General features: G+C 58.3%; 23 protein-coding genes. 9 read left to right on the top strand and 14 right to left on the bottom strand.

The genetic code is table 11. The features are described 5' to 3' along the window. Positions 1 to 57: 57 nt before the first annotated feature. Together carA and PJL69_RS14905 are read left to right on the top strand one after the other, a co-directional pair. On the top strand, positions 58 to 1,224 hold the full coding sequence (carA, locus tag PJL69_RS14900) for a glutamine-hydrolyzing carbamoyl-phosphate synthase small subunit (RefSeq protein WP_271310364.1): 1,167 nt from the start codon (positions 58 to 60) through the stop codon (positions 1,222 to 1,224). 151 nt (positions 1,225 to 1,375) lie between these two features. Beyond that, positions 1,376 to 3,340 carry a glycosyltransferase family 2 protein gene (locus tag PJL69_RS14905; RefSeq protein WP_271310365.1) on the top strand — a complete coding sequence of 655 codons (1,965 nt, stop codon included), beginning with the start codon at positions 1,376 to 1,378 and terminating at the stop codon, positions 3,338 to 3,340. Positions 3,341 to 3,378: 38 nt separating this feature from the next. Here PJL69_RS14905 and PJL69_RS14910 read toward each other — a convergent pair whose 3' ends face one another. Next, positions 3,379 to 4,011: a GntR family transcriptional regulator gene (locus PJL69_RS14910; RefSeq protein ID WP_271310366.1), complete on the bottom strand. Its 633-nt coding sequence runs from the start codon at positions 4,009 to 4,011 to the stop codon at positions 3,379 to 3,381. 125 nt (positions 4,012 to 4,136) lie between these two features. On the opposite strand from PJL69_RS14910, the gene PJL69_RS14915 reads away from it, so the two are divergent. From PJL69_RS14915 to PJL69_RS14925, 3 genes are all read left to right on the top strand, one after another. Then, positions 4,137 to 4,781, top strand: coding sequence for a pyrimidine 5'-nucleotidase (locus PJL69_RS14915; protein ID WP_271310367.1), 645 nt, complete (start codon positions 4,137 to 4,139; stop codon positions 4,779 to 4,781). 196 nt (positions 4,782 to 4,977) lie between these two features. Further along, positions 4,978 to 5,196, top strand: a complete 219-nt coding sequence (locus PJL69_RS14920; protein ID WP_271310368.1) for a hypothetical protein — start codon at positions 4,978 to 4,980, stop codon at positions 5,194 to 5,196. 60 nt (positions 5,197 to 5,256) lie between these two features. Continuing rightward, positions 5,257 to 6,459: a UbiH/UbiF family hydroxylase gene (locus PJL69_RS14925; protein ID WP_271310369.1), complete on the top strand. Its 1,203-nt coding sequence runs from the start codon at positions 5,257 to 5,259 to the stop codon at positions 6,457 to 6,459. Positions 6,460 to 6,659: 200 nt separating this feature from the next. On the opposite strand, the gene PJL69_RS14930 is transcribed toward PJL69_RS14925, so the two are convergent. Genes PJL69_RS14930 through PJL69_RS14945 form a run of 4 tightly spaced genes read right to left on the bottom strand, consistent with a single transcriptional unit; the run spans position 6,660 to position 8,880 of the window. Further along, positions 6,660 to 7,781: an aminotransferase class V-fold PLP-dependent enzyme gene (locus PJL69_RS14930; RefSeq protein WP_271310370.1), complete on the bottom strand. Its 1,122-nt coding sequence runs from the start codon at positions 7,779 to 7,781 to the stop codon at positions 6,660 to 6,662. Between the two features lie 58 nt (positions 7,782 to 7,839). Continuing rightward, positions 7,840 to 8,295, bottom strand: a complete 456-nt coding sequence (locus tag PJL69_RS14935; protein ID WP_271310371.1) for an Lrp/AsnC family transcriptional regulator — start codon at positions 8,293 to 8,295, stop codon at positions 7,840 to 7,842. After that, complete coding sequence (locus PJL69_RS14940) at positions 8,292 to 8,747, bottom strand: Lrp/AsnC family transcriptional regulator (RefSeq protein WP_271310372.1); 456 nt, start codon at positions 8,745 to 8,747, stop codon at positions 8,292 to 8,294. Before PJL69_RS14940 ends, PJL69_RS14935 begins: the two co-directional genes overlap by 4 nt. Continuing rightward, a complete protein-coding gene (locus PJL69_RS14945) occupies positions 8,740 to 8,880 on the bottom strand; it encodes a hypothetical protein (RefSeq protein ID WP_271310373.1) in 141 nt (46 codons plus the stop codon). Before PJL69_RS14945 ends, PJL69_RS14940 begins: the two co-directional genes overlap by 8 nt. On the opposite strand from PJL69_RS14945, the gene ilvC reads away from it, so the two are divergent. Together ilvC and PJL69_RS14955 are read left to right on the top strand one after the other, a co-directional pair. Then, positions 8,879 to 9,901, top strand: coding sequence for a ketol-acid reductoisomerase (ilvC, locus tag PJL69_RS14950; protein ID WP_209065189.1), 1,023 nt, complete (start codon positions 8,879 to 8,881; stop codon positions 9,899 to 9,901). The two genes, PJL69_RS14945 and ilvC, sit on opposite strands and share 2 nt — an antisense overlap. Positions 9,902 to 9,970: 69 nt before the next feature. After that, entirely contained in the window at positions 9,971 to 10,897 is a 927-nt protein-coding gene (locus tag PJL69_RS14955) for a DMT family transporter (RefSeq protein WP_271310374.1), read from the top strand. A 3-nt stretch (positions 10,898 to 10,900) separates the two neighbouring features. Here the strand turns inward: PJL69_RS14955 and glmM are convergent, their stop codons facing one another. The 8 genes from glmM to PJL69_RS14995 form a co-directional block, all read right to left on the bottom strand. After that, positions 10,901 to 12,247, bottom strand: coding sequence for a phosphoglucosamine mutase (gene glmM / locus PJL69_RS14960; RefSeq protein ID WP_271310375.1), 1,347 nt, complete (start codon positions 12,245 to 12,247; stop codon positions 10,901 to 10,903). Beyond that, the gene (gene folP, locus PJL69_RS14965; protein ID WP_271310376.1) at positions 12,237 to 13,256 is read right to left on the bottom strand and encodes a dihydropteroate synthase; all 1,020 of its coding nucleotides are present in this window, start codon (positions 13,254 to 13,256) and stop codon (positions 12,237 to 12,239) included. The genes glmM and folP overlap by 11 nt, the downstream gene beginning before the upstream one ends. A 49-nt stretch (positions 13,257 to 13,305) precedes the next feature. Further along, positions 13,306 to 14,232, bottom strand: a complete 927-nt coding sequence (locus PJL69_RS14970; protein ID WP_271310377.1) for a dihydroneopterin aldolase — start codon at positions 14,230 to 14,232, stop codon at positions 13,306 to 13,308. A gap of 126 nt (positions 14,233 to 14,358) precedes the next feature. After that, positions 14,359 to 15,000, bottom strand: a complete 642-nt coding sequence (locus PJL69_RS14975; protein WP_271310378.1) for a cell wall hydrolase — start codon at positions 14,998 to 15,000, stop codon at positions 14,359 to 14,361. Between the two features lie 146 nt (positions 15,001 to 15,146). Continuing rightward, a complete protein-coding gene (locus tag PJL69_RS14980; RefSeq protein WP_271310451.1) occupies positions 15,147 to 17,639 on the bottom strand; it encodes a putative PEP-binding protein in 2,493 nt (830 codons plus the stop codon). 133 nt (positions 17,640 to 17,772) lie between these two features. Beyond that, the gene (gene glyS, locus PJL69_RS14985) at positions 17,773 to 19,935 is read right to left on the bottom strand and encodes a glycine--tRNA ligase subunit beta (protein ID WP_271310379.1); all 2,163 of its coding nucleotides are present in this window, start codon (positions 19,933 to 19,935) and stop codon (positions 17,773 to 17,775) included. A 9-nt stretch (positions 19,936 to 19,944) separates the two neighbouring features. Beyond that, positions 19,945 to 21,156 carry a sodium/glutamate symporter gene (gene gltS / locus PJL69_RS14990; RefSeq protein WP_271310380.1) on the bottom strand — a complete coding sequence of 404 codons (1,212 nt, stop codon included), beginning with the start codon at positions 21,154 to 21,156 and terminating at the stop codon, positions 19,945 to 19,947. A gap of 12 nt (positions 21,157 to 21,168) precedes the next feature. Then, positions 21,169 to 21,690 carry a DUF6446 family protein gene (locus PJL69_RS14995; RefSeq protein WP_271310381.1) on the bottom strand — a complete coding sequence of 174 codons (522 nt, stop codon included), beginning with the start codon at positions 21,688 to 21,690 and terminating at the stop codon, positions 21,169 to 21,171. A 107-nt stretch (positions 21,691 to 21,797) separates the two neighbouring features. On the opposite strand from PJL69_RS14995, the gene PJL69_RS15000 reads away from it, so the two are divergent. Next, the gene (locus PJL69_RS15000; RefSeq protein ID WP_271310382.1) at positions 21,798 to 22,436 is read left to right on the top strand and encodes a MarC family protein; all 639 of its coding nucleotides are present in this window, start codon (positions 21,798 to 21,800) and stop codon (positions 22,434 to 22,436) included. An 8-nt stretch (positions 22,437 to 22,444) separates the two neighbouring features. Here the strand turns inward: PJL69_RS15000 and PJL69_RS15005 are convergent, their stop codons facing one another. Continuing rightward, entirely contained in the window at positions 22,445 to 23,374 is a 930-nt protein-coding gene (locus tag PJL69_RS15005; protein WP_209099794.1) for a glycine--tRNA ligase subunit alpha, read from the bottom strand. Between the two features lie 153 nt (positions 23,375 to 23,527). Between PJL69_RS15005 and PJL69_RS15010 the strand changes: the two genes are divergently transcribed. Next, a complete protein-coding gene (locus PJL69_RS15010) occupies positions 23,528 to 25,309 on the top strand; it encodes a serine protease (RefSeq protein ID WP_271310383.1) in 1,782 nt (593 codons plus the stop codon).

Genomic DNA, 25,309 nt, shown 5'->3' on the forward strand with positions numbered 1-25,309 from the left:
GACGCCCGCCCTGCGCCGACATATGCATCGGCCAATTTGCCAGCCGGAGACTCGCCCATGACCGCCTCACAGACCGCACCAACCCCAGATCACCCGACCGCCTGCCTCGCTCTTGCGGATGGCACCCTGTTTTACGGACGTGGCTTTGGGGCCACCGGCGAAACCGTCGCCGAGCTGTGCTTCAACACCGCAATGACCGGCTATCAGGAAATCATGACAGATCCGTCTTATGCGGGCCAAATCGTGACCTTCACCTTCCCCCACATCGGCAACACCGGTGTGACCCCGGAGGATGATGAAACCGGCGATCCGGTGGCCGAAGGCATGGTGGTGAAATGGGACCCCACCGCGCCCTCAAACTGGCGTTCGGTGGACACTCTGTCCAACTGGCTGGCAGCACGTGGGCGCATCGCGATCGGCGGCATCGACACCCGTCGCCTGACCCGTGCCATCCGCCAGCAAGGCGCTCCACACGTCGCACTGGCACATGATCCTGACGGCAACTTCGACACCGAAGAGCTTGTTGCCAAAGCCCGCGCCTTCTCCGGTCTGGAAGGTCTGGACCTGGCCAAAGAAGTGACCTGCGCGCAGAGCTACCGCTGGGACGAAATGCGCTGGGCATGGCCGGACGGCTACCCGACCCAGACCGCACCCAAGCACAAAGTGGTTGCTGTGGACTTTGGCGCAAAACGCAACATCCTACGCTGCCTCGCCTCTGTGGGCTGTGATGTCACCGTCCTGCCCGCCACCGCAACCGCAGAAGAAGTGCTCGCACACAACCCAGACGGCGTGTTCCTCTCCAATGGCCCCGGCGATCCGGCGGCCACAGGCGAATATGCTGTGCCAATGATCCAAGAGGTGCTGAAAGCCGACATCCCTGTCTTTGGCATTTGCTTGGGCCACCAGATGCTTGCCCTGGCGATTGGCGCAAAGACCGTAAAAATGAACCACGGCCACCACGGGGCAAACCACCCTGTGAAAGACCACGACACCGGCAAGGTGGAAATCACCTCCATGAACCACGGCTTTGCAGTGGATGCGCAAACCCTGCCAGAGGGTGTGGTGGAAAGCCATGTATCGCTGTTTGACGGCTCCAACTGTGGGATCCGTTTGGCCGATCGCCCGGTCTTTTCCGTGCAGCACCACCCAGAAGCCAGCCCCGGCCCGCAAGACAGCTTTTACTTGTTTGAGAACTTCGCCGCCGCCATGGCAGCCCGCGCCTAAACGCCTAGGGCAACAAGCAGAAAACACCAAAACCCGGCCTGCCTCACAGGTCGGGTTTTCCTTATTTTCTGAGCCTATCGCAGCAAAATTAACGAAGCGTTAACCATACCGGCGCACCCTAACCAAGACAACCAAAGGTTAAGTGGGCAAGATGGCAGGCGCGAGACTGCACAAACTCCCGGCACCACCACTCACGCGTCACAGCGCGCGCCTGCCGCTTGCAAGAACCCTCCTAGAGAAAGACATCATAACCCCGTGGCAGGTGTTTTACGCTTTGAAATGCGAGGCACAATGGAACGCCACTTTGCCCGAAATTCTCACGGCCCGCGGCTGGATCTCAGAGCCGGATATGCGCGCCTTGCTGGCAGAGCGGCATGACCTGCGTCAGATTGATCTGAACAGAACACCGCCAGCGGGTGCCCTGACCTCGCTGCTCGCGCCTGAATTCTGCCTACAACACTGCGTCTTGCCCTGGGCGCGCCTTGGGGATGTGGTCATTCTGGTGACGGGGCGCCCGCAAGCGCTTGAAAAACTGCGCGCCGCGCTGCCTCCAAACCTCAAATCTGCGCTTTTCGCACTGGCAAAGCGCCACGACATAGAACACCACATCGCCCTCAACCATCGAAAAACTCTGACGCTCAGCGCCGAAACCAGCATCGCCGAGGCCGAAAGCTGCCGACCACTGGGCGCCCGCAGCGCGGCAAATGCCACACTCTTGTTGCTGTCCATTACGCTCATCACCGGTCTGAGCTTTCATGTGCCGTTGCTCATTTGGGATACGGTTCTGTTTTGGACGCTGCTCACGCTGCTCGGGGCGATCTCACTGCGCTTGGCCGGTCTTTATCATGCTCTGACAGAGTTTTTTGCCGCCAAACCCAAAGCCCGGCGCGCCTTGCAACCTGCGCCAGCCCCGCCCACAAACCTACCGGGTTTACGCAGCGTCGCGCGCGCGTCGCCCCAACCAGCCCCGCAGCGTCTGCCCCGCATCTCTGTGCTGGTGCCCTTGTTTCGCGAACCAGAAATTGCAGCCGCTCTGATTCACCGGCTCACCCGCCTGACCTACCCCCGCGCTTTGCTCGAAATCGTGCTTGTGCTGGAAGAATATGACACCGCCACCCGCACGGCCATCGCACGCACTCGCCTGCCCCGCTGGATGCGCGTGGTGGAGGTGCCCGCAGGTTCAGCCATCACCACCAAACCGCGTGCGCTCAATTATGCACTGCCCTTTTGCCGTGGCGACATCATCGGTGTCTGGGATGCCGAAGATGCTCCCGCCAGCGACCAACTGGAAAAGGTCGCAGCGCATTTTGCCCGTGCCGCACCTGATGTCGCCTGCCTTCAAGGCATACTGGACTACTACAACCCTTTCACCAATTGGCTCTCGCGCTGTTTCACCATCGAATATGCCGCTTGGTTTCGCCTGATACTTCCGGGCCTCAACCGCCTGGGCTTCGCCATCCCTCTTGGTGGCACAACTCTGTTCTTTCGCCGCTCCGTGCTTGAAGCGCTGGGCGGGTGGGACAGCCATAATGTCACCGAAGATGCAGATCTCGGCATCCGTTTGGCCCGTCATGGCTACCGCACTGAATTGCTTGACAGCATCACGCAAGAGGAGGCCAATTGCGCCCCCATCGCCTGGATCCGTCAACGGTCGCGTTGGCTAAAGGGGTATGCCGCCACCTATATCGTCCACATGCGCAACCCCGCTGCGCTCCTGCGCAGTCTCGGTCTGCGACAGTTTCTTGGCTTTCAGGTGCTGTTTCTCTGCAGCCTCAGCCAGTTCCTGCTGGCGCCGGTGCTTTGGGCGCTCTGGGGCGCTGCCTTCGGCCTTCCCGCACCCCTAATCGATCACCTGCCCCAAAGCAGCCAGAACGCCATTGTCGCGCTGTTGCTTCTGGCCGCTGTCACCAATGGCGCGGTGTGGCTCTGTGCGGTTGCCAAAACCCAAAGGCCCCAGCTCTACAAATGGGTCTTCGCCATGCTGATCTACTTTCCGCTGGCAACCCTCGCCGCGTTCAAAGCCATGGTGGAAATCACCATCGCCCCATTCTACTGGGACAAAACCAGCCACGGGAAAACCGACGAGGGCATTTCGCACGGCATCGCCCCGCCGTGATAACCCTGACGTCATAACACCGCCAGCGTAGCGCCAGATCAGTTTTCCTGCTTCAGCCGCGTCACAAATGCCGTGGAAATATGCGCCCGCAACGCTTCATCTGCGCCATCTCCATCATGGGCCGCAATCGCATCCACAATCGCCTGATGCTCCACCAGTGTGTCTTCGCCACGCCCTTCCACAGCAATCGAGGTGGTCGCCATGAGCGCCATGGACCGATGCACAAGGTCGAGCTGCTGCACCAGATACCGGTTGTGACTGGCCAGATGGATCTGTTTGTGAAAGCGCCGGTTGGAGCGCGCCAGCGCCGCCGGATCATTCACCCGTGCCTGATCCTCAATCACCATATCCTGCAGCACACGCACCTCTTCGGCGGTGGCATGGCGCGCCGCCAATCGGGCCGCCAGCCCCTCAAGCTCACTGCGCACCACATACAGCTCAGCCATCTGATTGTGGTCGAGCGAATTCACAATCAGGCTGCGGCCATCACGCGCCAGCAAAGACTGGGTCTCCAACCGCTGCAGCGCCTCCCGGATCGGGGTCCGTGACATGCCGAATTTCTCTGCCAGATCACTCTCCACCAAACGGTCACCCGGCTTATAGCCCCCCACATCAATGGCCTCCAGAATAAGTGTGTAGGCATCCTTATTCGGGCGAGCGCTTTGCGACATATCCAGCCGTATCCTTTTCTGAGCGTTGCGCGCCAGCATCGCGCACCCCCAAAGGTGATGCAACCCCGCGAAAGCGAACAATGCGCCCCATTGCACCCACCTGCACCGCCGCGTATCACAGTGCCATGCCAAAGACCTCTTTCTCTCATGTCCGCACCTGGGTGTTTGACCTCGACAACACCCTCTATCCGCCCCGCGCACGTCTCTTCGATCAGATCGAAGTGCGCATGACAAACTACGTCATGACCACGCTGGGCGTGGATCGGCCCACCGCCGATCAGATGCGCAAGGACTATTGGGCGCGCTATGGCACCACCCTCACCGGGCTGATGCGCGAGCATGATCTGGATCCCGCGCCCTATCTTGTGGATGTGCACGATATTTCGCTGGAACATCTGGAAAAAGACACCGCACTGGCAGACCATATCAAAGACCTGCCCGGTCGCCGCATCGTCTACACCAACGGCACGGCACCCTATGCAGAGCGCGTGCTGGCCGCCAGAGGGCTCGACGGCGTGTTTGATGCGATCTACGGCGTGGAGCATGCGGACTTCCTGCCAAAACCGGAGCGCGCGGCCTTTGAAACCATTTTTGGCAAAGATGGGCTGACAACAGAGACCGCCGCCATGTTTGAGGATGACCCCCGCAACCTGCAAGCCCCGCACGACATGGGCATGCGCACCGTGCATGTCGCCCCCGAGGCGCTGGATGAAACCCACATCCACTTCCACACAGATGACCTGACAGCCTTTCTGGGCAAACTGCTCTAGGCGAACCCCTGCGACACTCTGACTGCTTTCCCCCGCTGGCCGGATGCCTATCTCAGCACTGCGCAACAGGACAGAGCCGAAGACACCGCATGCTTCGCGCTACACCGTTTTGCTTGCGCGCCACGTCCAAGGCTGTCTTGGCAGCCTTCCTCCTCCAATCTGATGCCATCACGGCACCCGCGAACAGGACACTTTCATGAGCCTTGCAGACGCTTCCGATCTGAACACCTCCTCCCACACAGCTGATCACGGCACAGAAATCACCGGCGCAGGCTGGGTCTATGCTGGCATTGCACTGGTTGCCGCACTCTGGGCCACCTCCGTTGTCATGTTCGGCATTCCGGGCCTCTACATTCCAGCAGTTGCCGCCGTACCTGTGATCTTTCTGACGCTTGTGCTGATCTCCCGAGGGTGACATCCCGTCCCCTTGGAACCCGTCTTGCGCAAGTCTATGATTCACGATTAGGAGGCCAGCATGACTGACAACACCCAAGTGGACATTCTGATTTCTGGCGGCGGCATCGCCGGGCTGACCGCAGCCGCCGCTTTTGGCACCGCCGGGTTCACCGTGCAATGTGTGGATCCGACACCGCCCATCACAGAACGCGATGCAGCAGGCGCCGACATGCGCAGCACCGCGTTTTTGCAGCCGGCGCGCAGCCTTCTGGAAGAGGCCGGCCTCTGGGACCGGCTGGATTCACATGCCGCACCGCTGCAGGTCATGCGCATTGTTGATGCCGGTGGCGAAGTGGCCGAACCACGCATTGTCAAAAATTTTGACGCCGCTGATCTTTCTGATCTGCCCTTTGGGTGGAACTTGCCAAACTGGCTGCTGCGCCGCGAAATGCTGGCCCGCCTGAAAGAGCTGGACACGGTTGATCTGCGCCTTGGGTGCGGCACCAAAAGCCTGTTCACGCGCACCAATGAAGCCCGCGTTGGCCTAACCGATGGCAGCCAGACCCGCGCCAAGCTCGTGATCGCCGCGGATGGGCGCAACTCCCCCATGCGCAAGGCTGCCGGGATTGAAGTGAAAACCACGCGCTACGGCCAAAAGGCGCTGGCACTAGCGGTCACCCACCCGATCCCACATGGCAATGTCTCCACCGAAATTCACCGCTCTGGCGGCCCCTTCACGCTCGTGCCGCTGCCCGACTATAACGGCATGCCCTCCTCAGCGCTGGTCTGGATGGAGCGCGGCCCGCGTGCCGAAGAGCTGCTGAAAATGGACAAAGCGGCGTTTGAGGCGGAGATGACTGAACGCAGTTGCAGCCTTTACGGGCCGCTCGCGCTGGCCTCCAACCGCACGATCTGGCCCATCATCTCACAATCCGCCGAACGTCTGGATGGCGAGCGTCTGGCGCTTGTGGCCGAGGCCGCCCATGTGGTGCCACCCATTGGCGCGCAGGGGCTGAATATGAGCCTGGGGGACATGCGCGTGCTGCTGGATCTGGCAAAGGCCAATCCGGCAAATCTCGGCAATGCGGCGATGCTGTCGCACTACCATCGCAAGCGACACACAGAGATCAAACTGCGGGTGCAGGGCATCGACCTGCTCAATCGCGCCTCCATGGCAGAGGCACAGCCGCTGCGCGACGCCCGCGCCATGGGGCTGAATGCGCTATACGCGATGGGGCCGGTGCGCAAAACGCTCATGCAAATGGGCCTTGGCGCCAGATAACGCGCCGCCCATCAAAACCGCCGTTAAACTGAAAAAGCCGGGGTCACGCCCCGGCTTTTGCATATTTTTGACCCGCCATTGCGCAACGCGTAGCGCACGCAGAAATCAGGGTCTGGCAACCAGAGTTAACGGGTTTTGCGCCCCGAAAATCGCACCTCCGTGTTACAGACGCGATACCGACGCAATACCGACGTAAATTTTCAGGTTAACACTTTGTCCAAAACGGCTTTGAGCCGCGCAACAGTGCCGTCTACATCGTAAAGTTTGTCGAGCCCGAACAGCCCCAGACGGAAGGTCTTGAACCCCTCTGGTTCATCACAGGCCAGCGGCACGCCCGCCGCAATCTGCATGCCTTCTGCCGCGAACTTGCTGCCGTTCTGGATCGCGCTGTCAGCGGTATAGCTCACAACCACGCCCGGCGCACCAAACCCTTCTGCTGCGACAGACTGAATGCCCTTTTCTTTCAACAGGTTACGTACCGAATTGCCAAGTGCCCACTGCGCATCACGCAGCTTGACAAAGCCATAATCGCGGGTTTCCACCATGGTATCCCGGAACGCGCGCAGCGCATCTGTCGGCATGGTCGCGTGATAGGCGTGGCCGCCGTTTTCATAGGACACCATAATGTCCCGCCATTTTTTCAGATCCAGCGCAAAGCTGTCAGACTGTGTATTTTGCAATCTTTCCAGCGCCTTATCAGACATCATCACCAAGCCTGCAGAGGGCGATGCACTCCATCCCTTCTGTGGTGCCGAGCACAGCACATCCACGCCCAACGCCTTCATATCCACCCAGACACAGCCAGAGGCGATGCAATCCAGCACCATCAGCGCGCCAACCTCATGCGCAGCGGTTGCCATGGCGGCGATGTAGTCATCCGGCAGGATCACACCCGCGCTTGTCTCAACATGCGGCGCAAAGACAACCTGCGGTTTTTCCTCAATAATTTTGGCGACAACGTCTTCGATTGGGGCTGGTGCAAAGGGCGCTGTGGCATCATTTCCAGTCTGCCGCGCCTTCATCACAGTACTCTCCGCGGCAAAACCACCGGCTTCAAAAATCTGGCTCCAACGATAAGAGAACCAGCCATTGCGCACCACCAGCGTCTTTTGACCCGCTGCAAACTGACGCGCCACCGCTTCCATGCCGTAGGTGCCGCCCCCAGGCACAAGCGTCACACCATCCGCGTTGTAAACCTCTTTCAAAAGGCCAGAGATATCTCGCATAACCTGTTGAAAGTTTTGGGACATATGGTTGAGTGAGCGGTCAGTAAAGACCACGGAAAACTCGCTCAGACCACCGGGATCAATGTCATGTGCCATCTGCACTCTCCTCTTTGTGTCCCTTCGCGTTTAGCGCGCATACCGCAAAAAGCAAGACTTACAGCGGCCCGGGCCGACGCTCCTCACTCAGCAAAACATTGGCCTCCACGTTGCCCACGCCCGGCAAGGTCATGATCCGCCGCCGCAGCACCCGTTCAAAATCAGAAATGTCCCGCGCAGTGACCCGCAACCGATAGTCATACATGCCCAACACATGCTCCACTGTCTGCACCTCAGGAATGGCCGTCACAGCCCGCTCGAAATCCTCAAGACTGACACGCCCCTTGGTGGCCAGCTTGATGCCCAGAAAGACCGTCACCCCAAAGCCAAGCCGCTCGCGATCCAAATCCAGTTTGCGGCCCGCAATCGCTCCGCTCTCCTGTAACCTCTTGATTCGACGCCAGGTTGCAGGCTGCGAAAGACCAAATCGACGCCCAAGTGCCCCGGCATTTTGGGTGGCATCCTCTGCCAGCGCTTTCAGCAGCGCGCGGTCAATCTCATCCAGATCAATCATATCGGCAGGCTCTCATCAGACTTGATCCGCGCCACATGCATAAGCGCTTCGATGTCTGCGATATGGGGCAACGTCAGGATGCGGCGGCGATAGATTTCCTGATAGTGAGCCATGTCTTTGGCGATCACCGACAGGCGCACATCCACCTGCCCCAGAAAGGTCTGTATCTCGATGACCTCAGGGATATCGCGCGCGGCCTCCAGAAAGTCATCAAAGGCGCGGGATTGGGTCTTATCAAGCGTCACGCGCAAACTGACCTCCACCGCATAGCCCAAGGCCTGCCAGTCAATCACCGCACGTTGACCACGCAGAATGCCCGCTTCGCGCAGCTTATCGATTTTGCGCGACAAGCGGGAGGTGGTGAGACCCAGGCGGTCAGCAAGCTCTGGCACCGATTGGCTCGGATCGCCCTGAAGGTGGCGCAATATGCGTCTATCGAGATCATCAAGCATGAATGACACGATAAATCACGGAAGAAAGAATAGAAACCTCGAAAATATCGCCCATTTTGCCAATCACAACGCTCTCTTTCTCCAACAGAATGCCTATTGTGGCCGCAACATCAAACAGAGGAGCGTTCATCATGCGCGTTTATTACGATCGCGATTGCGACATCAACCTGATCAAAGACATGAAAGTGGCCATCCTGGGCTACGGTTCCCAAGGCCACGCACACGCGCTGAACCTGCGTGACTCCGGCGCCAAAAACGTTGTTGTGGCGCTGCGCGAAGGCTCCCCTTCTGCGAAGAAAGCCGAAGGCGAAGGCCTGCAGGTGATGGGCATCGCCGAAGCGGCCGCATGGTGTGACGTGATCATGTTCACCATGCCCGATGAGCTTCAGGCAGAAACCTACAAGAAATACGTACATGACAACATCAAGCCAGGTGCCGCAATTGCGTTTGCCCACGGCCTGAACGTGCACTTTGGCCTGATCGAGCCAAAAGAAGGTGTGGACGTGATCATGATGGCGCCTAAAGGCCCAGGTCACACTGTGCGTGGCGAATACACCAAAGGCGGCGGCGTGCCTTGCCTTGTGGCCGTTGACACCGACGCAACCGGCCGCGCGCTGGAAATCGGCCTTTCCTACTGCTCCGCCATCGGTGGCGGCCGCTCCGGCATCATCGAAACCAACTTCCGCGAAGAATGCGAAACCGACCTGTTCGGCGAACAAGCTGTTCTCTGCGGCGGCCTAGTTGAGCTGATCCGCTGTGGTTTTGAAACTCTGGTGGAAGCGGGCTATGCGCCTGAAATGGCTTACTTTGAGTGTCTGCACGAAGTGAAGCTGATCGTGGACCTGATCTACGAAGGCGGCATCGCGAACATGGACTACTCCATCTCCAACACCGCAGAATACGGCCAGTATGTCACCGGCCCACGCATTCTGAAGTACGACGAAACCAAAGCCCGCATGAAAGCTGTTCTGGAAGACATCCAGCAGGGCAAATTCGTGCGCGACTTCATGCTGGAAAATGCTGTTGGTCAGCCAACCATCAAAGCGTCCCGTCGTGCAAACGACGAGCACATGATCGAAGAGACCGGCGCAAAACTGCGTGGCATGATGCCTTGGATCTCTGCTGGCAAAATGGTCGACAAAGAAAAGAACTAATTTCTTTTCAAAGACTTGAAAGGGCGCCGTTGAGGCGCCCTTTTTTATTCTCCTGCTGAAAGCACCCACATGTCAGAGCAGACCAGCCCACAGATCACCGCAACAAGCTGGCTTATGGTCGCCACGCTTGGCCTTGTCTGGGGTGGCACGTTCATGGTGCAAAAACTGGCGCTGGAACACTTGCCTCCGCTTTGGGTCGCGGCCGGGCGCCTTGGGTTTGCCGCCTTGATCACAACAGTCATATGGCAAATGCGCGGCGGGTGGATGTTCCGCTCAGACGAACGCGATTGGCCCCGGCTGATCTGGGTGTCGATGCTGAGCGCGGCGGTGCCGTTTATGCTGCTCGCCTGGGCACAGCAATATGTCACGTCCGCCTTTACCGGCGTTTCCATGGCCGCTGTCGCGCTTATCGTTTTGCCGCTGGCGCATTTTCTGGTGCCAGGGGAGCGCATGACGCTACGGCGAACGCTCGGGTTTCTGATCGGCTTCGCCGGGGTTCTGATACTGATTGGCCCTGCAGCCTTTGCCTCAAGCGGCAGCCCGCTGGAAAGCTTGGGGCAGCTGGCGTGCCTGTCCGCTGCCGCCTGCTATGCGGTTTCCTCGATCCTGATGCGCCGCCTGCCACCGCTGGACCCTATTGGGCTCTCCGCCACGACATTGTTGTTTGGAGCCGCTTTGGTGATCCCTCTCGCAGCACTCCAGAATGGTGCACCCCCTATGCCGTCTGCAGAGGGGCTGGCGATTGTGGCAGTGCTGGGATTGGTGCCGACGGCTGCGGCGGGCCTGCTCCGCATTCTGGTGATCCGCACGGCAGGGCCGGTTTTCATGAGCCTGACCAACTATCAAGTGCCGCTGTGGTCGGTGGTTTTTGGCGCAACCATTATGGGAGAGCCACTGCCCGGCTCTCTGATCTGGGCAGCCTTACTGATCTTATCGGGCGTCGCATTGAGCCAATATGGAGCATTGCAACGCCTGTTTTTTCCAAACCGCGTGTAGCGATCAAGCCACCGCAGACTGCACCGCATCCACGACGCTGTCTACTGTGCGCTCCAGCAATTGCGCATCTTCGCATTCCGCCATCACCCGCACCAAAGGTTCAGTGCCGGACTTACGGATCAATAGACGCCCCTGCCCTGTGAGCGCATGCTCTGCCGCAGAAATTGCAGTTTGCACAGACGCCGCTTCAAGCGGTGTCTGGCCTTCACCATATCGCACGTTTTTCAGAAGTTGCGGCACAGTTTCGAAGACTTGAGACAGTTCACTTGCAGGCGCGTTACTTTCAACCATCGCAGCAAGGAATTGCAAACCTGCCATCAAGCCATCTCCGGTCGTGGCGTAATCAGTCATGACAATATGACCCGATTGCTCGCCGCCAAGATTGTAGCCCCCCTTGCGCATCGCCTCGACCACATAGCGATCCCCAACGGCGGTGCGTTCCAGGCGCAAACCTTCGCCCTCCATGAAGCGCTCCAAGCCGAGGTTGGACATCACTGTGGCGACCAAGGCCCCGCCTTTCAGACGACCAGCCTGCGCCCAGCGGGACGCGAGAAGCCCCATGACCTGATCGCCATCAGCCACTTTGCCGTTTTCATCAATGATCATCACGCGGTCGGCGTCGCCATCCAGACAGATGCCAACATCAGCACCATGGGCCACGACCGCTTCCTGTGCTGTTCGGGTGCTGGTAGAACCACAGTTCTGGTTGATGTTGTGCCCATTGGGCGACACGCCAATCGAGATCACCTCTGCGCCCAGCTCCCAGAGCGCTTCAGGGGCGGCACGATAAGCAGCGCCATTGGCACAATCGATCACAACCTTCACGCCTCGCAGTGGCAAAGTGCTCGGCAAAGAGCTCTTAACCCTCTCAACATAGCGGAAACGACCATCGTCGATCCGCTTGGCTCGGCCAATGTTTTGCGCCTGCGCGGGTTCAACACCAGTTTCAATCAGGTGTTCGATTTCTGCTTCGGCCTGATCAGACAACTTAAAGCCATCAGGGCCAAAAAACTTGATGCCATTGTCCACTGCAGGATTGTGACTGGCTGAAATCATCACACCCAGATCAGCACGCATTGACGTGGTCAACAATCCCACGGCGGGCGTTGGCACCGGACCAAGCAAAAGCACATTCATACCGGTCGACGTGAGACCCGCTGTTAGGGCGTGCTCAAACATATAGCCAGACAGACGTGTGTCTTTTCCGATCACCACCCGGTGCTCTGTGCCACCATCGTTGCGGAAATAGCGGCCAACCGCTGCCCCAATGCGCAATGCCATTTCAGCGGTCATCGGATAGGTGTTGGCTGTGCCACGCACACCGTCGGTTCCAAAAAACTTACGCACCATTTGCGTCTCCTGTCGTCACGGCCTGCCACAATTTGAGGGCCTGATTTGTCTCTTCTACGCCATGGACCCGCATAATCTGTACACCCTGCGCCGCAGCTGCAAGGGCAACCGCTATAGATCCCGGCGCTCGCTGATCAGCGAGCGGAGCGTTGCCGATTATTCCAATAAAGCGCTTGCGGGACGCCCCAAGCAAAACAGCGCAGCCCAAGCTGTGAAACAGGCTCAAACGCGCCAACAATTTAAGGTTATGATCCAGTGTTTTGCCGAACCCAATCCCGGGATCAACCACAATGTTTTTGCGGGAAATCCCGAGGTCTATGAGATGTTCAACTTGTGTTTCAAGGAAGTCATAAACATCCAAAAGCACATCATCATACTGCGGGTCTTGCTGCATGGTGGCAGGGTCGCCTTGGGCATGCATGACGCAAACAGGCTGACCCTGCGCCGCCGCGAGTGGCGCCAGCTTTGCATCAAAGGTAAAGCCTGACACATCATTGATCAGCGCGGCACCTGCGGATACGGCGGCCTGCGCGACATCAGCCTTGCGTGTGTCAATGCTCACAGGAACCGGCATATCAGCCGAGATCGCAGCAATCGCTGGTGCGGTGCGCGCGATCTCTTCTTCTATGGGAACAAAGTCCGCGCCGGGCCGTGTCGACTCTCCCCCCACATCAATCATGTCAGCGCCAGCCGCAACCATACGGCGCGCATGTCTCAATGCGGCCTTGGCACCTTCATGCACGCCACCATCCGAGAAACTGTCAGGCGTGACGTTCAAAATTCCCATCAGGTTGGCGCGCGCCATAGACAGTCCCGCTACCGAATTCCTAGGCATGGTCAGAGGCTGCAAGACCTGCTCAGACACAGCCTCTACAGGCAGAATTTCTGGCGGTGAATTTCGTGAAAGGCGTTCAACATGGGTGAACCAGCACCATCCTCCCGCCAATGTTCTGGCATTGGCAGGGCGAGCGACGTCAGTATGCGGGATTGCACGAAAATAATCAGTCATGTGCGCTGAATGGCCAAAACCCCCTAAAAACGCAAGGACTTCAAAAAAATTAGATGCTCAGCGTTTGATGCCGTACATTCAGATCTGTCGCTTGCGTTTGCGCATTCTCTTGCCCAAGAACCACAAACTCAACCGCCTGCATTTCCTCTGCAAACCAAAGAGCCAGACCAAGCGCATCGCTGGGCGGCGCAGACGGGCCATCCACGGCATCCAGCACGATCTTGGACGGCGCCCAAACACAGGTTTGACCGTTTTTCATCGCCCAATCCAGCTCCGTTCGGGTATCCACAACCACACAGCGGAAGTCGCGCGCGGCAAGCATCCATGCGTTCTGCTCTATCGCTAATAGATCAATCCGACGCTGTGTCATTGCATGCCCTGTCTGCGGTGCAGACATATCGGGCGAACCAACGCACAGTATCAAAGGCACATCAGAAGTCAGCAACTCATCCAGGCAACCAGTCAACTGCTCAGACATGCGTGCTTCGTTGGAGACAAACACCACGCGCGGGTGTGGTGCCTCCTCCTCTACGATTTCTTCAACTGGCGCGAGGTGAGCTTTGCGGCTGCGAACGATCTCGACGCCCAAAGCACCGGGACCACGATCAAGCTTTTCAATACGCACAAAAACGCGGTGGGCTTGTGGCTCCAGAAGAATGCGGTCCGCCACCCTTGCGGCCAGTGTCTCCAGCAGGTTGAGCCGCTCCGCGGACAGTTCAAATGCGATCGCCTCTGTCACCTTGTCATAAGAGAGAATGCGATCGACATCGTCTTCCACAGCAGGCCCGAGCGGCAGCACCTCTACCACGACGTTGAAACAAATGCGTTGGGTCGTGCCGCGCTCCGCCTGAAACGCTCCGATTTCAACTTCGACTGTATGGTCGCGCAGTGAAATGCGATCCATCGGATCGTCAGACGAGGTCGCTTCTGCGCGTTCTGAAGGATGGGCAAACGCCAGTCGGATTTCGTTGCTCATTTTCTGCCTTCCACGCGCTGTTTTAGATGTGCCGCAAATCTGCGGATGTGCCGCCCTTTATCAGGCCTCAGGCCATCCGGCTATAGGGCAAACACGGCACAAAACCACGCGAAACCGAAAGAAACGTCAGTTCTGAGAAAGCCTCGTCGGCATCCGGTAGAAATGATGGACGCCTATGGTTGTGGTGCGCTCGTAAACACGCGCCCAACGCGGATTAACCGCCTTTGTATGATAATGCGTGGCACCGGCGGTGAGTTCCTTGGGCGCGCCATTCAGAAGCAAATCAGCGACCTTGCCGACACGTTCGTAAGCAGAATGCTCGCGAATTTTGTCGGACAAGCCATCACAGTTGTAGGTGAATTGGCATTGATATTTCCGCCCGCTCGCCGTGCCCTGATTGATCACACCGCAAACGCTCTCCGGGAATGCCGAATGCGCCGCGCGATTCAAAATCACTTCGGCCACAGCAAATTGCCCCTTCACACTTTCACCACGCGCTTCAAAGTACAGCGCTTCAGCCATGCATTGCCATTGATCTGTGCGCTTTTCGGTTTTCACCTTCGGCAAGCTATCGATGAAAGCTCGGCTATAGCGAATTTGCGTCGGTTGTGTTTCTTTTGGCGCGAACAGGTCGCGCAAAGTTTTGCCATCAAAAAGAACCAATTGCCGTGGTTTATCTGAGGTAGATTCGGTTGCTGGAGTCGTCTCTGCGTAGCTGTTGCCCACGGTCAGGGCGGCAGCCAAGAAGGATGCAATCAGATAGCGCATGGTGACCTCGTTTGGGGAATATGACCCCGGCAGCTTTAAATCGGAGGCGTTCTTAACGAAAAATAAACCAATCGTCCATACGCCGACATGTCACAGTCGCGAGACCGGATCGATTCGCGCGGAATTTTGTCAAATATTACCTTATTTTACTGGATCTTGTCCTTGATCGCCAGTTGTGCTGCAGCCAGCCGCGCGACGGGCACCCTGAAGGGGGAGCAAGACACATAGTCGAGCCCGATCTCGCGGCAAAAGGCTATCGATTCGGGGCTGCCACCATGTTCGCCGCATACCGACAACGTCAAATCGGGCTGCGCTCGGCGGCCACGTTCGGCCCCCAAACGCAGCAATTCTCCAACACCTTCCTGATCCAGCGTGTGGAACGGATCTTCCGGGAAGACGCCCTGCTGCACATAGGGGCTCATGAAACGCCCGGCGTCATCGCGTGACAATCCGTAGGTCATCTGCGTGAGGTCGTTGGTGCCGAAGCTGAAGAAATTGCAATGTTGCGCAATATCTTCGGCCCGCAGTGCGGCACGCGGGGTCTCCACCATGACACCAAGACGATAATCAAAATCGCGCGCGCGCTCGGTGCGCACGGCGGCGGCCACCGCATCAATACGGGTTTTCACCAGCTCCACTTCGCGCTTGGCCGAGACCAGCGGGATCATGATTTCCGGCACAAAAGGCTCTTTGTCGCCGCAGGCATCCAATGTCGCCTCAAAAATCGCGCGCGCCTGCATATCGAGAATTTCCGGCACCGTGATGCCCAGGCGCACACCCCGCATGCCCAACATCGGGTTGTATTCCCCAAGCGCCTCCACGCGGCGGGTCACATCGGACAGCGGCAAATTGAGCGATTCGGCCAGATCGCGCAGGCCAGCACGGTCAGTGGGCAGGAATTCATGCAGCGGCGGGTCAAACAGACGGATGCAGACCGGACGTTTGCCCATGATGTTGAACAGCTCGACAAACATCTCTCGCTGCATCGGCAGCAGAGCCTGCAAGGCCACAGCGCGGTCGGCGGGGGCGTTGGCAAAGATCACCTCGCGCATCGCAATCAGCTGGTCCGCCTCAAAGAACATATGTTCGGTGCGACAGAGGCCAATGCCTTCAGCCTCAAACATCAGCGCGGTTGTCGCGTCTGCCGGGGTATCCGCGTTGGCGCGCACGCCGATGTCACGGCTGAGATCGGCCCAGCTCATGAGCGTTTGGAAGGCATCATCTAGTGCGGCTTCCATCATTTTTGGTTCACCGGCGAGAATGTTGCCGGTGGTGCCATCCACGGTGATCACATCGCCTTCGCGGAAGATACGGCCATCGGTTGCGATGATCCGCTTTTTGCGAATCTGAAACCGCATGGAGGTGGCGCCGACCACACAAGGCAGACCAAGGCCGCGCCCGATCACCGCCGCGTGGCTGGTCATGCCGCCGCGTTCGGTTAAGGCGGCGCTGGCAGCGTGCATGCCGCGAATGTCCTCGGGGTTTGTCTCGCGACGCACCAGAACACATGCCTCGCCGCGTGCCGCGCAGGCCTGCGCCTCTGCCGCGGTGAACACGATCCGGCCGGTGGCCGCGCCGGGGCTGGCGGCAATGCCGCTGCCGATCACATCCCGCTCCGCTTCGCTGTCGACCTGACGGTGCAGGAGTTCATTGAGCGCGCGCGGCTCGATCCGCATCACAGCTTCTTCGCGTGAGATAATTTTGTCCTCGGCCAGCGATACGGCGATGCGCACCGCCGCGCGTGCGTTGCGCTGCACACGCACGCCGTCGAGAATGTGGATCTCACCGTTTTCCAGCGTGAATTCGATCTGCATCTCTTCGCGCAGGCGGGCCCGCATCAGCCCGGCGTATTCGGTCAGCAGTGCAAAGGCGTCCGGAACCTTTTCCTCAAGGGAGGCGCCGCGCGCATCTTTTTGCAGAAACAGCGCCCCTGCCCCGGATTTCATCGCGTCCCGGCCCTGGCTCTGGCTCATGTAACGCCCGGTGATCTGACGCAGACCTGTGTCGCTATTCACCAGCTGGAGCACGCCGCTGCCGCTTTCGCCATGGCCGACACCCAGCGCCATCGCCTGAATCACAAGACCAAGCCCCGCATCTGCAGGTGCGCCTTTGGCCTGACGCAAGAGCCGCGCGGTGGTGCCCTCCCAAGCGCGCGCCATGGAGCGCAACACGCCAATCAGCTGTTCACTACGATCTTGTGGGAAAGGCTCTTCAGCCTCATCCTCATAAGCTTCGAGAAAGTCCGCGACCGCATCGGGGTCGGAGTTGTCCAGATCATCAAAGATGTCGGGATCCAGCCGCGCCACATGGGTGGAGTAAGACTGAATGAATTTCAGATAGAGTTTGGCAGCCGCCTCTGCGCCAATGGTCTCGCTCAAAGAGGCAAGCTGTTCGTCATTCATGCCGATGTTCAGGATCGCGCCGGGGCCGCCCCAATCGGGATCTTCGGAACTTGGCCGCACGCACAACAGCTGTCCCTCTTCAAACGGCGCAAGCACCTGCGCCATATCGGGCTGTTCGCCCGCCGCAAGCCCATGTACCGCATCAAAAGACAGCGCGACGGTTGTCGGCACCGGCAGATCAATCCGGACCAGACGCTGCAGACATTTGGCGCGACCCCCATGGGTTGCGGGCGCCATGGGCGCTGTGGGGGTGATCAGGGTGATAAGCGGGTCATTCTGCTGCACTGCGGCACCTTTTCGTTGCGCATCGCAGCATAAACCGCACGGGGCGCGAGGCAAGTCTTAGCTGCCTCGCACGTAGAACTACGTCTTAGCCTTCCACACGTGTCAGATCTGCGGCCTGCAGACAGATTGTGCGGATGCGCGACAGAAGGTTGAGGCGGTTGCGGCGCACCACTTCGTTGTCGCTGTTGACCTGAACCGCTTCAAAGAACGCGTCAATTGGGGCGCGCAGGGAGGCCATGTTTGACATGGCTGACGCGAAATCTTCGGTCTCAATGGCCGAAGAGATCGCCCCTTCCGCCTCATCAAGTGCGGCAAAGAGCGCTTTCTCGCTGTCGTCCTCGGCAAATTTCACATCTGCGCCAAAAGAATATTCCACGCCGTCTTTCTCTTCGGCCTGGCTCAGGATGTTGTTGGCGCGCTTAAAGCCCTGCAACAGGTTTTCGCCATCCTCGGTGGACATGAAATCCTGCAGCGCGCGGGCGCGGGCCACCAGAAGCGCCAGATCATCATTGCCCGGCATCGCGATGCAGGCGTCGATCACATCATGGCGAATGCCTTGATCGCGCAGATAGACCTTGAGACGGTCATGGAAGAAGGTGAGCAGATCCTGAGGCGCAGCATTGGCAATGCCACGCGCCTGTTCGGCGTGCATTTCCATGTGCCTGGCTTCGTCGCCCTCAGCCGCTTTGGCTGCGGCTTCCCAGTCATCAACCTTCAACAAAGCCGCAATGCTGGTCTGCGTGATGTCCTGCAAATTGATGCGCAGACCGTTTTCCAGAACCAGACGGATCACACCCAAGGCCGCGCGGCGCAGGGCAAACGGATCTTTGGAGCCGGTTGGCTTTTCATCAATCGCCCAGAAACCTGACAGCGTGTCGAGCTTATCCGCCATGGCAACAGCCACAGAAACAGGTGCGGTCGGCACATCATCGGATGGGCCAAGCGGGGAGTAATGCTCTTCGCTGGCCTGACCAACTTCCGCAGGGAGCTCGGCCGCTTGCGCGTAGTAGCGCCCCATCAGGCCCTGAAGTTCCGGGAATTCATAGACCATTTCCGAGCTCAGGTCCGCCTTACAGGCCTGCGCGGCCATCTGCGCCAGCATTGGATCTGCGTTCACCGATGGGGACAGTCTGGTTGCGAGATCAGCAATCCGCATCACGCGCGCGCCTTGGCTGCCGATCTGGGCGTGGAAGGTCACGTTTTCGAGCTTCTCAACCCAAGGCTCAAAGCCCTGATCCTGCACCGTGCGCACGTCGTTTTCCCAGAAGAATTTCGCATCGCTCAAACGCGCAAACAGCACCTTCTGGTTGCCCGCCAGAATGGTAGCACCGTCGTCTTTGGTTTCACGGTTGGCAACGGTCACAAACTTTTCGATGCGGCCGGTTTTTGGGTTCTTCACGGAGAAGAACTTCTGGTGCTCTTTCATGGAGGTCTGCAGCACTTCCGGTGGCAGGCCAAGGAAATCCTCTGCAATGTCGCCCATCAGGACAACCGGCCATTCAACCAGACCAGCCACTTCGGCCAGAAGGCCTTTGTCGTCCACCACTTCGAGACCTTGAGCAAAGGCCATGTTGGTGGCGTCGTTCCAGATGGTTTCGGCGCGCTCTTCAGCGTTCAGAACCACCTTGCTGCGCTTTAGCTTGACCTCATAATCCTCAAAGCTGGTTACGGCGAAGCGGCCCTCACCCATGAAGCGATGGCCTTCGGTGGTGTCACCAGAGGTGATCCCATCGATGTCGAGCGGCACAATGCTGTGGCCATCTTCTGCCGACAGGATACACAGGATCGAATGCAGCGGACGCACCCAACGCAGGCTGCCTGCGCCCCAGCGCATGGATTTGGGCCATGGGAAATTGCGAATGGCATCTTCGAGCACGTCAGCAACGATCTCTGCCGCTGGGCGGCCCGGCTTGGTGATGGTGGCAAAGTAGACCGCGCCTTTAGGGGTCTCGCGCTCTTCCAGATCTTCACGGGCCACACCCGCACCACGCAAAAAGCCTTCGATGGCTTTGTCAGGCGCACCTACTTTGGGGCCTTTGCGCTCTTCATTAACGGTCGGGCTTTCGGCCAGCAGGCCTTCCAGCGCCAGTGTCAGACGGCGCGGCGTGGAATAGGCACGTGCATGGGCATAGGTCAAACCGGCCTCGACCAGACCATCCGTCACTTTCTTTTTCAAATCTTCAGCAGCCCGCGCCTGCATACGTGCGGGGATTTCCTCAGAAAAAAGTTCGATCAGAAGATCTGGCATGACGGATCCTTAGAAGTTCACGATGGTCTGAATAACTATCGCGTTGGCAATATCGACGAAAAACGCCGAAACCAAGGGCAAAACGACAAAAGCGATCGGGGCTGGGCCATATCTCTTGGTCACAGCGGTCATATTGGCAATGGCTGTGGGGGTCGCGCCAAGCGAAAACCCCGCAAAGCCAGCGGCCAAGACAGCGGCTGTGTAGGTCCGCCCCAGTGCAAAGAACAAAACAAAGACAACGAGTGCGACGGTGCAAACCGTCTGGAGCAGAAGCGTTGCGACAATCGCCAAACCGGCATCGTTCAATGTAGAAAAATCCATCGTCATCAAGGAAATCGCCAAAAACGTACCCAGCGCAAACTCTGAAACGATGGCGAGGCTGGGTGTCCGCGCAACGGCCGGGGACTTGGGCGCAAGCCAGTCTTTGATATTGGCGAGAGCAATCCCGCAGATCAAACACGGCACAAATAGCGGCAGCATTAAGCCCAGGTCGCTCAGCACACCATGAAGAATGTAGCCGAAAATGATCGCTGTGTGCAGCGCAAGCATCACCCGCATGAGGCTTACATGGGTGATTTCAAGTCGATCGTTGGCATCATCATACGACACCCCAACCACATCCCCATCATCCGGGCGACTGGAGCTAAGATTGTGACGCGCAATGAGGTACTTTGCGATAGGGCCACCGATCAAAGATGCCGCGATAAGACCAAGTGTCGCCATCGCCACGCCAAGCTCAGCCGAACTTTCCAAGCCTGTGGCCTCGGCAACATTTGGTGCCCACGCAATGGCCGTGCCATGCCCGCCAATCAGTGATGCAGACCCCATCAATACGCCGCTTTGTGCAGGCATGCCAAACAGATGTGCCCCAGCAATGCCAACAGAATTCTGGACGAGGATCGCACCAAGGGTCATTACCAACAAAAGACCCAGCATGCGCCCCCCAAGCAGGAGGTCAGACAGACGTGCATTCAAGCCGATACCGGCGAAAAACAGCACAAGGAGATAGTCTCTTGCGGCCACTTCAAACTCAAGAGACTGACCTGACACGCCGCTGTATACCGCAAACAGTGTCGACGCGATCAAACCGCCTGTCACTGGTTCCGGAATGTTGAATTCACGAAGAAAGGCCACCTCACGCGTCAGGCGTGCGCCCAATAGGTAGACTGCCAAACCAAGTGTCGAGGTGATAAACTCGGGAAAAACCAGAACATCAGACACTGCGGGCTGCTCCTACTGTTTTTGTGGGCAATGCGTGGGGAGCGGTTTGCCGTCAAAAGCGATCTCTCCGCAATCGTTGATTTCGTTCCAGGCAAATCCACGCCCATCGGGCAAAATGGCGACGATGCGGTCGATCCCGTACTGAACTTCTTTTTCACCCAAAAATGCGAGCGCCTCACCACTTTCCAGCGCCGCGCCGATCTCTTTGGCGTCAAAACAGTCAAACCAGCCCGGCGCATTGCGCGGTTCGGCCTTCTCCAGCAGCATGTAGGTTTCTGTCAAAAGCGGCGCGCTCATGGTGGTGGTGAAACAGGCACGGTAGCGGATCGGGGAGCTTTCGCTGTCGATCGCCATAAAATTCTCATATAGGATCGGTTCGGGCTGCTCGGTCACCAGCAGGGTGAGCTGCACGTCATCTTTGAGGTTAGAAACGCGCACCTCGTCGTAGTAGCCATAGATTTGCAGCCAATACATGGCGATCCCGCCCACCAAAGCCGTCAGCACGATCACACCTCCCAGCAATTTGCCCGTCATGCGGTTGCCCCCTGAATTTCCGTCAGGCTTTTGTTGCGCGAAACCGCGGCGCGGCGCACAGTCAAAGCCAAATGATTGAGTTGATTTGAACCTACCAAGAGATTGTGATGCCCGATAGCTTTGCCGTGGCCATGTTCGGGGCCCTTATTGCGGTCATGAACCCGTTTGTAAATCTGCCTATTTTCCTGAGCCTGACAGAGGAGCTTGCGCCCTCCGCACAGCGCAAAACCGCGCTTCAGGTGGTGGTCTACACCAGCATTGCCTGCGCGATTGTGGCCGTGGCAGGCGCCGCCATCCTCGATTTCTTTGGCATTTCGGTGGACGCTTTTCGCGTCGCGGGTGGGCTCGTGCTGCTGCAGATCGGTTTTCACATGCTGAACGGCAACAACAGCAGCGCGCATCACGGCACAGAACATGAGCAAGCCGCCGTGGCCAAGGCGCCGGTGGAGAGCATCGCGTTCTATCCGATGACCTTCCCCATGCTGGTGGGCCCCGGCACGATGACCACGCTGATTCTCTATGCCCATCAGGCCAATGGCGCGACCGGCTGGGCGATTTACGCGGCCTGCGTTGCGCTGGTGGTGGGACTTCTGGCGGTGGTGTTCCTGTTTGCAGGCAATATCGGCAAGCATCTGAGCGCCACGGCACGCACCATCATGACACGCCTTATGGGGCTGATCCTGATTGCCATCGCGATTGAAATGGTCGCGAACGGCGCGAAGGTGCTGTTGCCGGGCTTTGCCTAGCATAAGCCTCACGCCGCGTAGCCACCTGCCTCTGTCTGCACAAATGCATCCGCGCATTGCTTGGCCAGCGCGCGCACGCGGCCGATATAGGCCTGACGCTCGGTTACCGAAATCACCCCGCGCGCGTCCAGCAAGTTGAACAGGTGGGAAGCCTTGATGCACTGGTCATAAGCCGGATGCGCCATGATGATACGCTTGCCGGTCTTAGGATCGATGTGTTCCTGTGCGAGGATCTTCTCACACTCGGCCTCAGCTTCTTCAAACTGCTTGAGCAGCACTTCGGTGTTGGCCACGTCGAAGTTCCAGCGGCTGTATTCCTGCTCGGTCTGCTTGAACACATCCCCATAAGTAAGGGCGATGTCGGTCTGGGGATCATTAAACGGCATGTCCATTACGTGGTCCACACCAAGGACATACATCGCCAGACGCTCCAGACCGTAGGTGAGCTCGCCAGAAACTGGGTGGCAGTCATGGCCCCCAACCTGCTGGAAATAGGTAAACTGGCTTACTTCCATACCATCACACCAGACTTCCCAGCCGAGGCCCCAAGCGCCAAGCGTCGGGCTTTCCCAGTCATCCTCAACAAAGCGGATGTCGTGCATCTCCATGTCGATGCCGATGGCCTCAAGGCTACCAAGGTAAAGCTCTTGCAAGTTGGGCGGGCTGGGTTTGATCAGCACCTGATACTGGTAGTAGTGCTGCAGGCGGTTCGGGTTTTCACCGTAACGGCCATCTGTTGGGCGACGTGACGGTTGTACATAGGCCGCTGCCCATGCCTTGGTGCCCAAAGAGCGCAATGTGGTGGCCGGGTGAAAGGTCCCTGCCCCAACCTCCATGTCATAAGGTTGCATAATGGCACAGCCTTTTTGAGCCCAGTAGTTCTGAAGCCGCAGGATGATTTCTTGAAAGCTACGAGGTTTGCTGTCGTTATGTGCCATTTTTGTGCCCCTTACAAACGCGGCTCTTGCTTATGCGCAACCCTTGCCGGGGTCAATTGCAGCTTGCGCTAAAATAGAGGTGCAAGAGTGATAGAAACTGATAAACAGACCCCATAATTGAAGATGATCAGAGTTTTAGGGACGACCACCACTATGTTGCGCACTGTTTTGTCGCTGTTTGCGGCTATTTTTTTTAGCGTTACCGCCGTTTTTGCACAGTCTTTGCAAGATGACGTTGTTTGGGTCCAGCTGGAAGCCCGCCCAAGCCTGACAGAAGCAAGCGCCAATATTCGAAGCTACGCGCAACGGATGGATGATGTGAATGGCTTCTCGCTAGGCGGTGGCTGGTATGCAGTTGCGCTCGGCCCTTATAGCCGCGCAGACGCCGAAAACGTGCTGCGCGTGTATCGTTCCGAAGGATTGATCCCAATTGACAGCTATATCGCCTTATCGCGCGACTATCGCAGCCAATTCTGGCCCGTCGGCGCCAATCTGCTGACCAACCCAGAGAGCATCACACCAAATGCGCAACCCGAACAGAGCGCCAGCGTTGAGATCATCGAACAATCGGTTGAAGCCGCTCCTGAGCCAACACAGCCTGTGGTGCAGCAGCTGCCGGATGAAACCGTGGGCCAAGCCCGTGCGAGCGAAGCGCAGCTCACCCGCGCAGAGAAGATGCGCCTTCAGGAATGGCTGCAGTGGGCCGGTTACTACAACTCCGCAATTGACGGCGCTTTTGGCCGAGGCACACGCGCCTCTATGTCAAATTGGCAAGCGGACAACGGTTTTGACGCCACCGGCGTTCTGACCACGCTTCAGCGCGACACGCTGCGCCAACAATATTATGCGGTGCTGGAAGGTATGGACCTTCAGGTGGTACGTGATCTGGATGCGGGCATTGAAATGCTGGTGCCGCTGGGCGCAGTGTCCAAGACAAATGCTGAATACCCGTTTGTGCAATATGATGCAGCAAACGGCCCTGCGAAGGTGCTGCTAATCAGTCAGGCAGGCGATCAAAACACGTTATTTGGCCTCTATGACATCATGCAAACGCTGGAAATTGTGCCGCTCAACGGCCCACGCGAGCGCAAGAAAAACAGCTTCGTTTTGACCGGTCAGAACGGTCAGGTGATCAGTCACACAGAGGTGTCGCTGGAGGACGGCGAAGTCAAAGGCTTCACGCTGGTCTGGCCCAACGGCGATGAAGAGCGCCGCACCCGTATTCTGGACGAGATGCGTGCAAGCTTCACCCGTCTCGGCGGCACTCTGGACCCCGCAGCGGGCGACAGCGCTGCCCAGGGCATCGACCTGCTGGCGGGCCTTCAGATCCGCAAACCCAAGCAATCGCGCTCTGGCTTCTTTATTGACCGCAACGGCCATGTTCTGACGACCGCAGAGGCGGTGCAGAGCTGCTCCAAAATCACCCTCGAAGAAGACTATGATGCCAAAGTCGCCGTATTGGATGAGGCGCTTGGCGTCGCCATTCTCGCCCCCGTGAGCCCGCTGGCGCCGATTGATGTGGCTGCGCTGCGCGACGGCGCACCACGCATCCAATCCGATGTGGCTGTGGCTGGCTACTCTTTTGAAGGCGCGCTGGGAGCCCCCACCGTAACCTTTGGCAAGCTGGCCGACGTGAAGGGATTGCGCGGAGAACGCGAACTGGCGCGTCTGGCACTTGAAATCGAACCCGGCGACTGGGGTGGCCCGGTGTTTGATGCAGGCGGCGCGGTCTTTGGCATGCTCCTGCCACGAGATGCGCAGAGCGCCCAGCAGCTGCCAAGTGACGTAAACTTTGCAGTCAACTCTGACGCGCTGCGAGCGTTGCTGGCTCAGGAAGGCATCAACACAGGTCTGGCAAGCAGCGCCCAAAGCCTCGCGCCAGAGGATCTCAGCAAACGCGCCAGCGACATGACCGTACTGGTCAGCTGCTGGTGA

This window comes from Shimia sp. MMG029, from assembly GCF_027947445.1.
GTDB lineage: Bacteria > Pseudomonadota > Alphaproteobacteria > Rhodobacterales > Rhodobacteraceae > Shimia.

Bases quoted from the DNA above. Each gene is read 5' to 3' on its own strand.
- PJL69_RS14940 (WP_271310372.1), bottom strand. From the start codon at position 8,747: ATGCTTGATGATCTCGATAGACGCATATTGCGCCACCTTCAGGGCGAT.
- PJL69_RS14930 (WP_271310370.1), bottom strand. From the start codon at position 7,781: ATGGCACATGACATTGATCCCGGTGGTCTGAGCGAGTTTTCCGTGGTC.
- PJL69_RS14915 (WP_271310367.1), top strand. From the start codon at position 4,137: ATGCCAAAGACCTCTTTCTCTCATGTCCGCACCTGGGTGTTTGACCTC.
- glmM (WP_271310375.1), bottom strand. From the start codon at position 12,247: ATGGTGCGTAAGTTTTTTGGAACCGACGGTGTGCGTGGCACAGCCAAC.
- PJL69_RS15000 (WP_271310382.1), top strand. From the start codon at position 21,798: ATGCCCGATAGCTTTGCCGTGGCCATGTTCGGGGCCCTTATTGCGGTC.
- PJL69_RS15005 (WP_209099794.1), bottom strand. From the start codon at position 23,374: ATGGCACATAACGACAGCAAACCTCGTAGCTTTCAAGAAATCATCCTG.
- PJL69_RS14905 (WP_271310365.1), top strand. From the start codon at position 1,376: ATGGCAGGCGCGAGACTGCACAAACTCCCGGCACCACCACTCACGCGT.
- PJL69_RS14955 (WP_271310374.1), top strand. From the start codon at position 9,971: ATGTCAGAGCAGACCAGCCCACAGATCACCGCAACAAGCTGGCTTATG.
- PJL69_RS14935 (WP_271310371.1), bottom strand. From the start codon at position 8,295: ATGATTGATCTGGATGAGATTGACCGCGCGCTGCTGAAAGCGCTGGCA.
- PJL69_RS14945 (WP_271310373.1), bottom strand. From the start codon at position 8,880: ATGATGAACGCTCCTCTGTTTGATGTTGCGGCCACAATAGGCATTCTG.
- PJL69_RS14920 (WP_271310368.1), top strand. From the start codon at position 4,978: ATGAGCCTTGCAGACGCTTCCGATCTGAACACCTCCTCCCACACAGCT.
- PJL69_RS14910 (WP_271310366.1), bottom strand. From the start codon at position 4,011: ATGTCGCAAAGCGCTCGCCCGAATAAGGATGCCTACACACTTATTCTG.
- PJL69_RS14975 (WP_271310378.1), bottom strand. From the start codon at position 15,000: ATGCGCTATCTGATTGCATCCTTCTTGGCTGCCGCCCTGACCGTGGGC.
- glyS (WP_271310379.1), bottom strand. From the start codon at position 19,935: ATGCCAGATCTTCTGATCGAACTTTTTTCTGAGGAAATCCCCGCACGT.
- PJL69_RS14925 (WP_271310369.1), top strand. From the start codon at position 5,257: ATGACTGACAACACCCAAGTGGACATTCTGATTTCTGGCGGCGGCATC.
- PJL69_RS14995 (WP_271310381.1), bottom strand. From the start codon at position 21,690: ATGACGGGCAAATTGCTGGGAGGTGTGATCGTGCTGACGGCTTTGGTG.
- PJL69_RS14970 (WP_271310377.1), bottom strand. From the start codon at position 14,232: ATGAGCAACGAAATCCGACTGGCGTTTGCCCATCCTTCAGAACGCGCA.
- carA (WP_271310364.1), top strand. From the start codon at position 58: ATGACCGCCTCACAGACCGCACCAACCCCAGATCACCCGACCGCCTGC.
- PJL69_RS14980 (WP_271310451.1), bottom strand. From the start codon at position 17,639: ATGGCGCCCGCAACCCATGGGGGTCGCGCCAAATGTCTGCAGCGTCTG.
- folP (WP_271310376.1), bottom strand. From the start codon at position 13,256: ATGACTGATTATTTTCGTGCAATCCCGCATACTGACGTCGCTCGCCCT.
- ilvC (WP_209065189.1), top strand. From the start codon at position 8,879: ATGCGCGTTTATTACGATCGCGATTGCGACATCAACCTGATCAAAGAC.
- PJL69_RS15010 (WP_271310383.1), top strand. From the start codon at position 23,528: ATGTTGCGCACTGTTTTGTCGCTGTTTGCGGCTATTTTTTTTAGCGTT.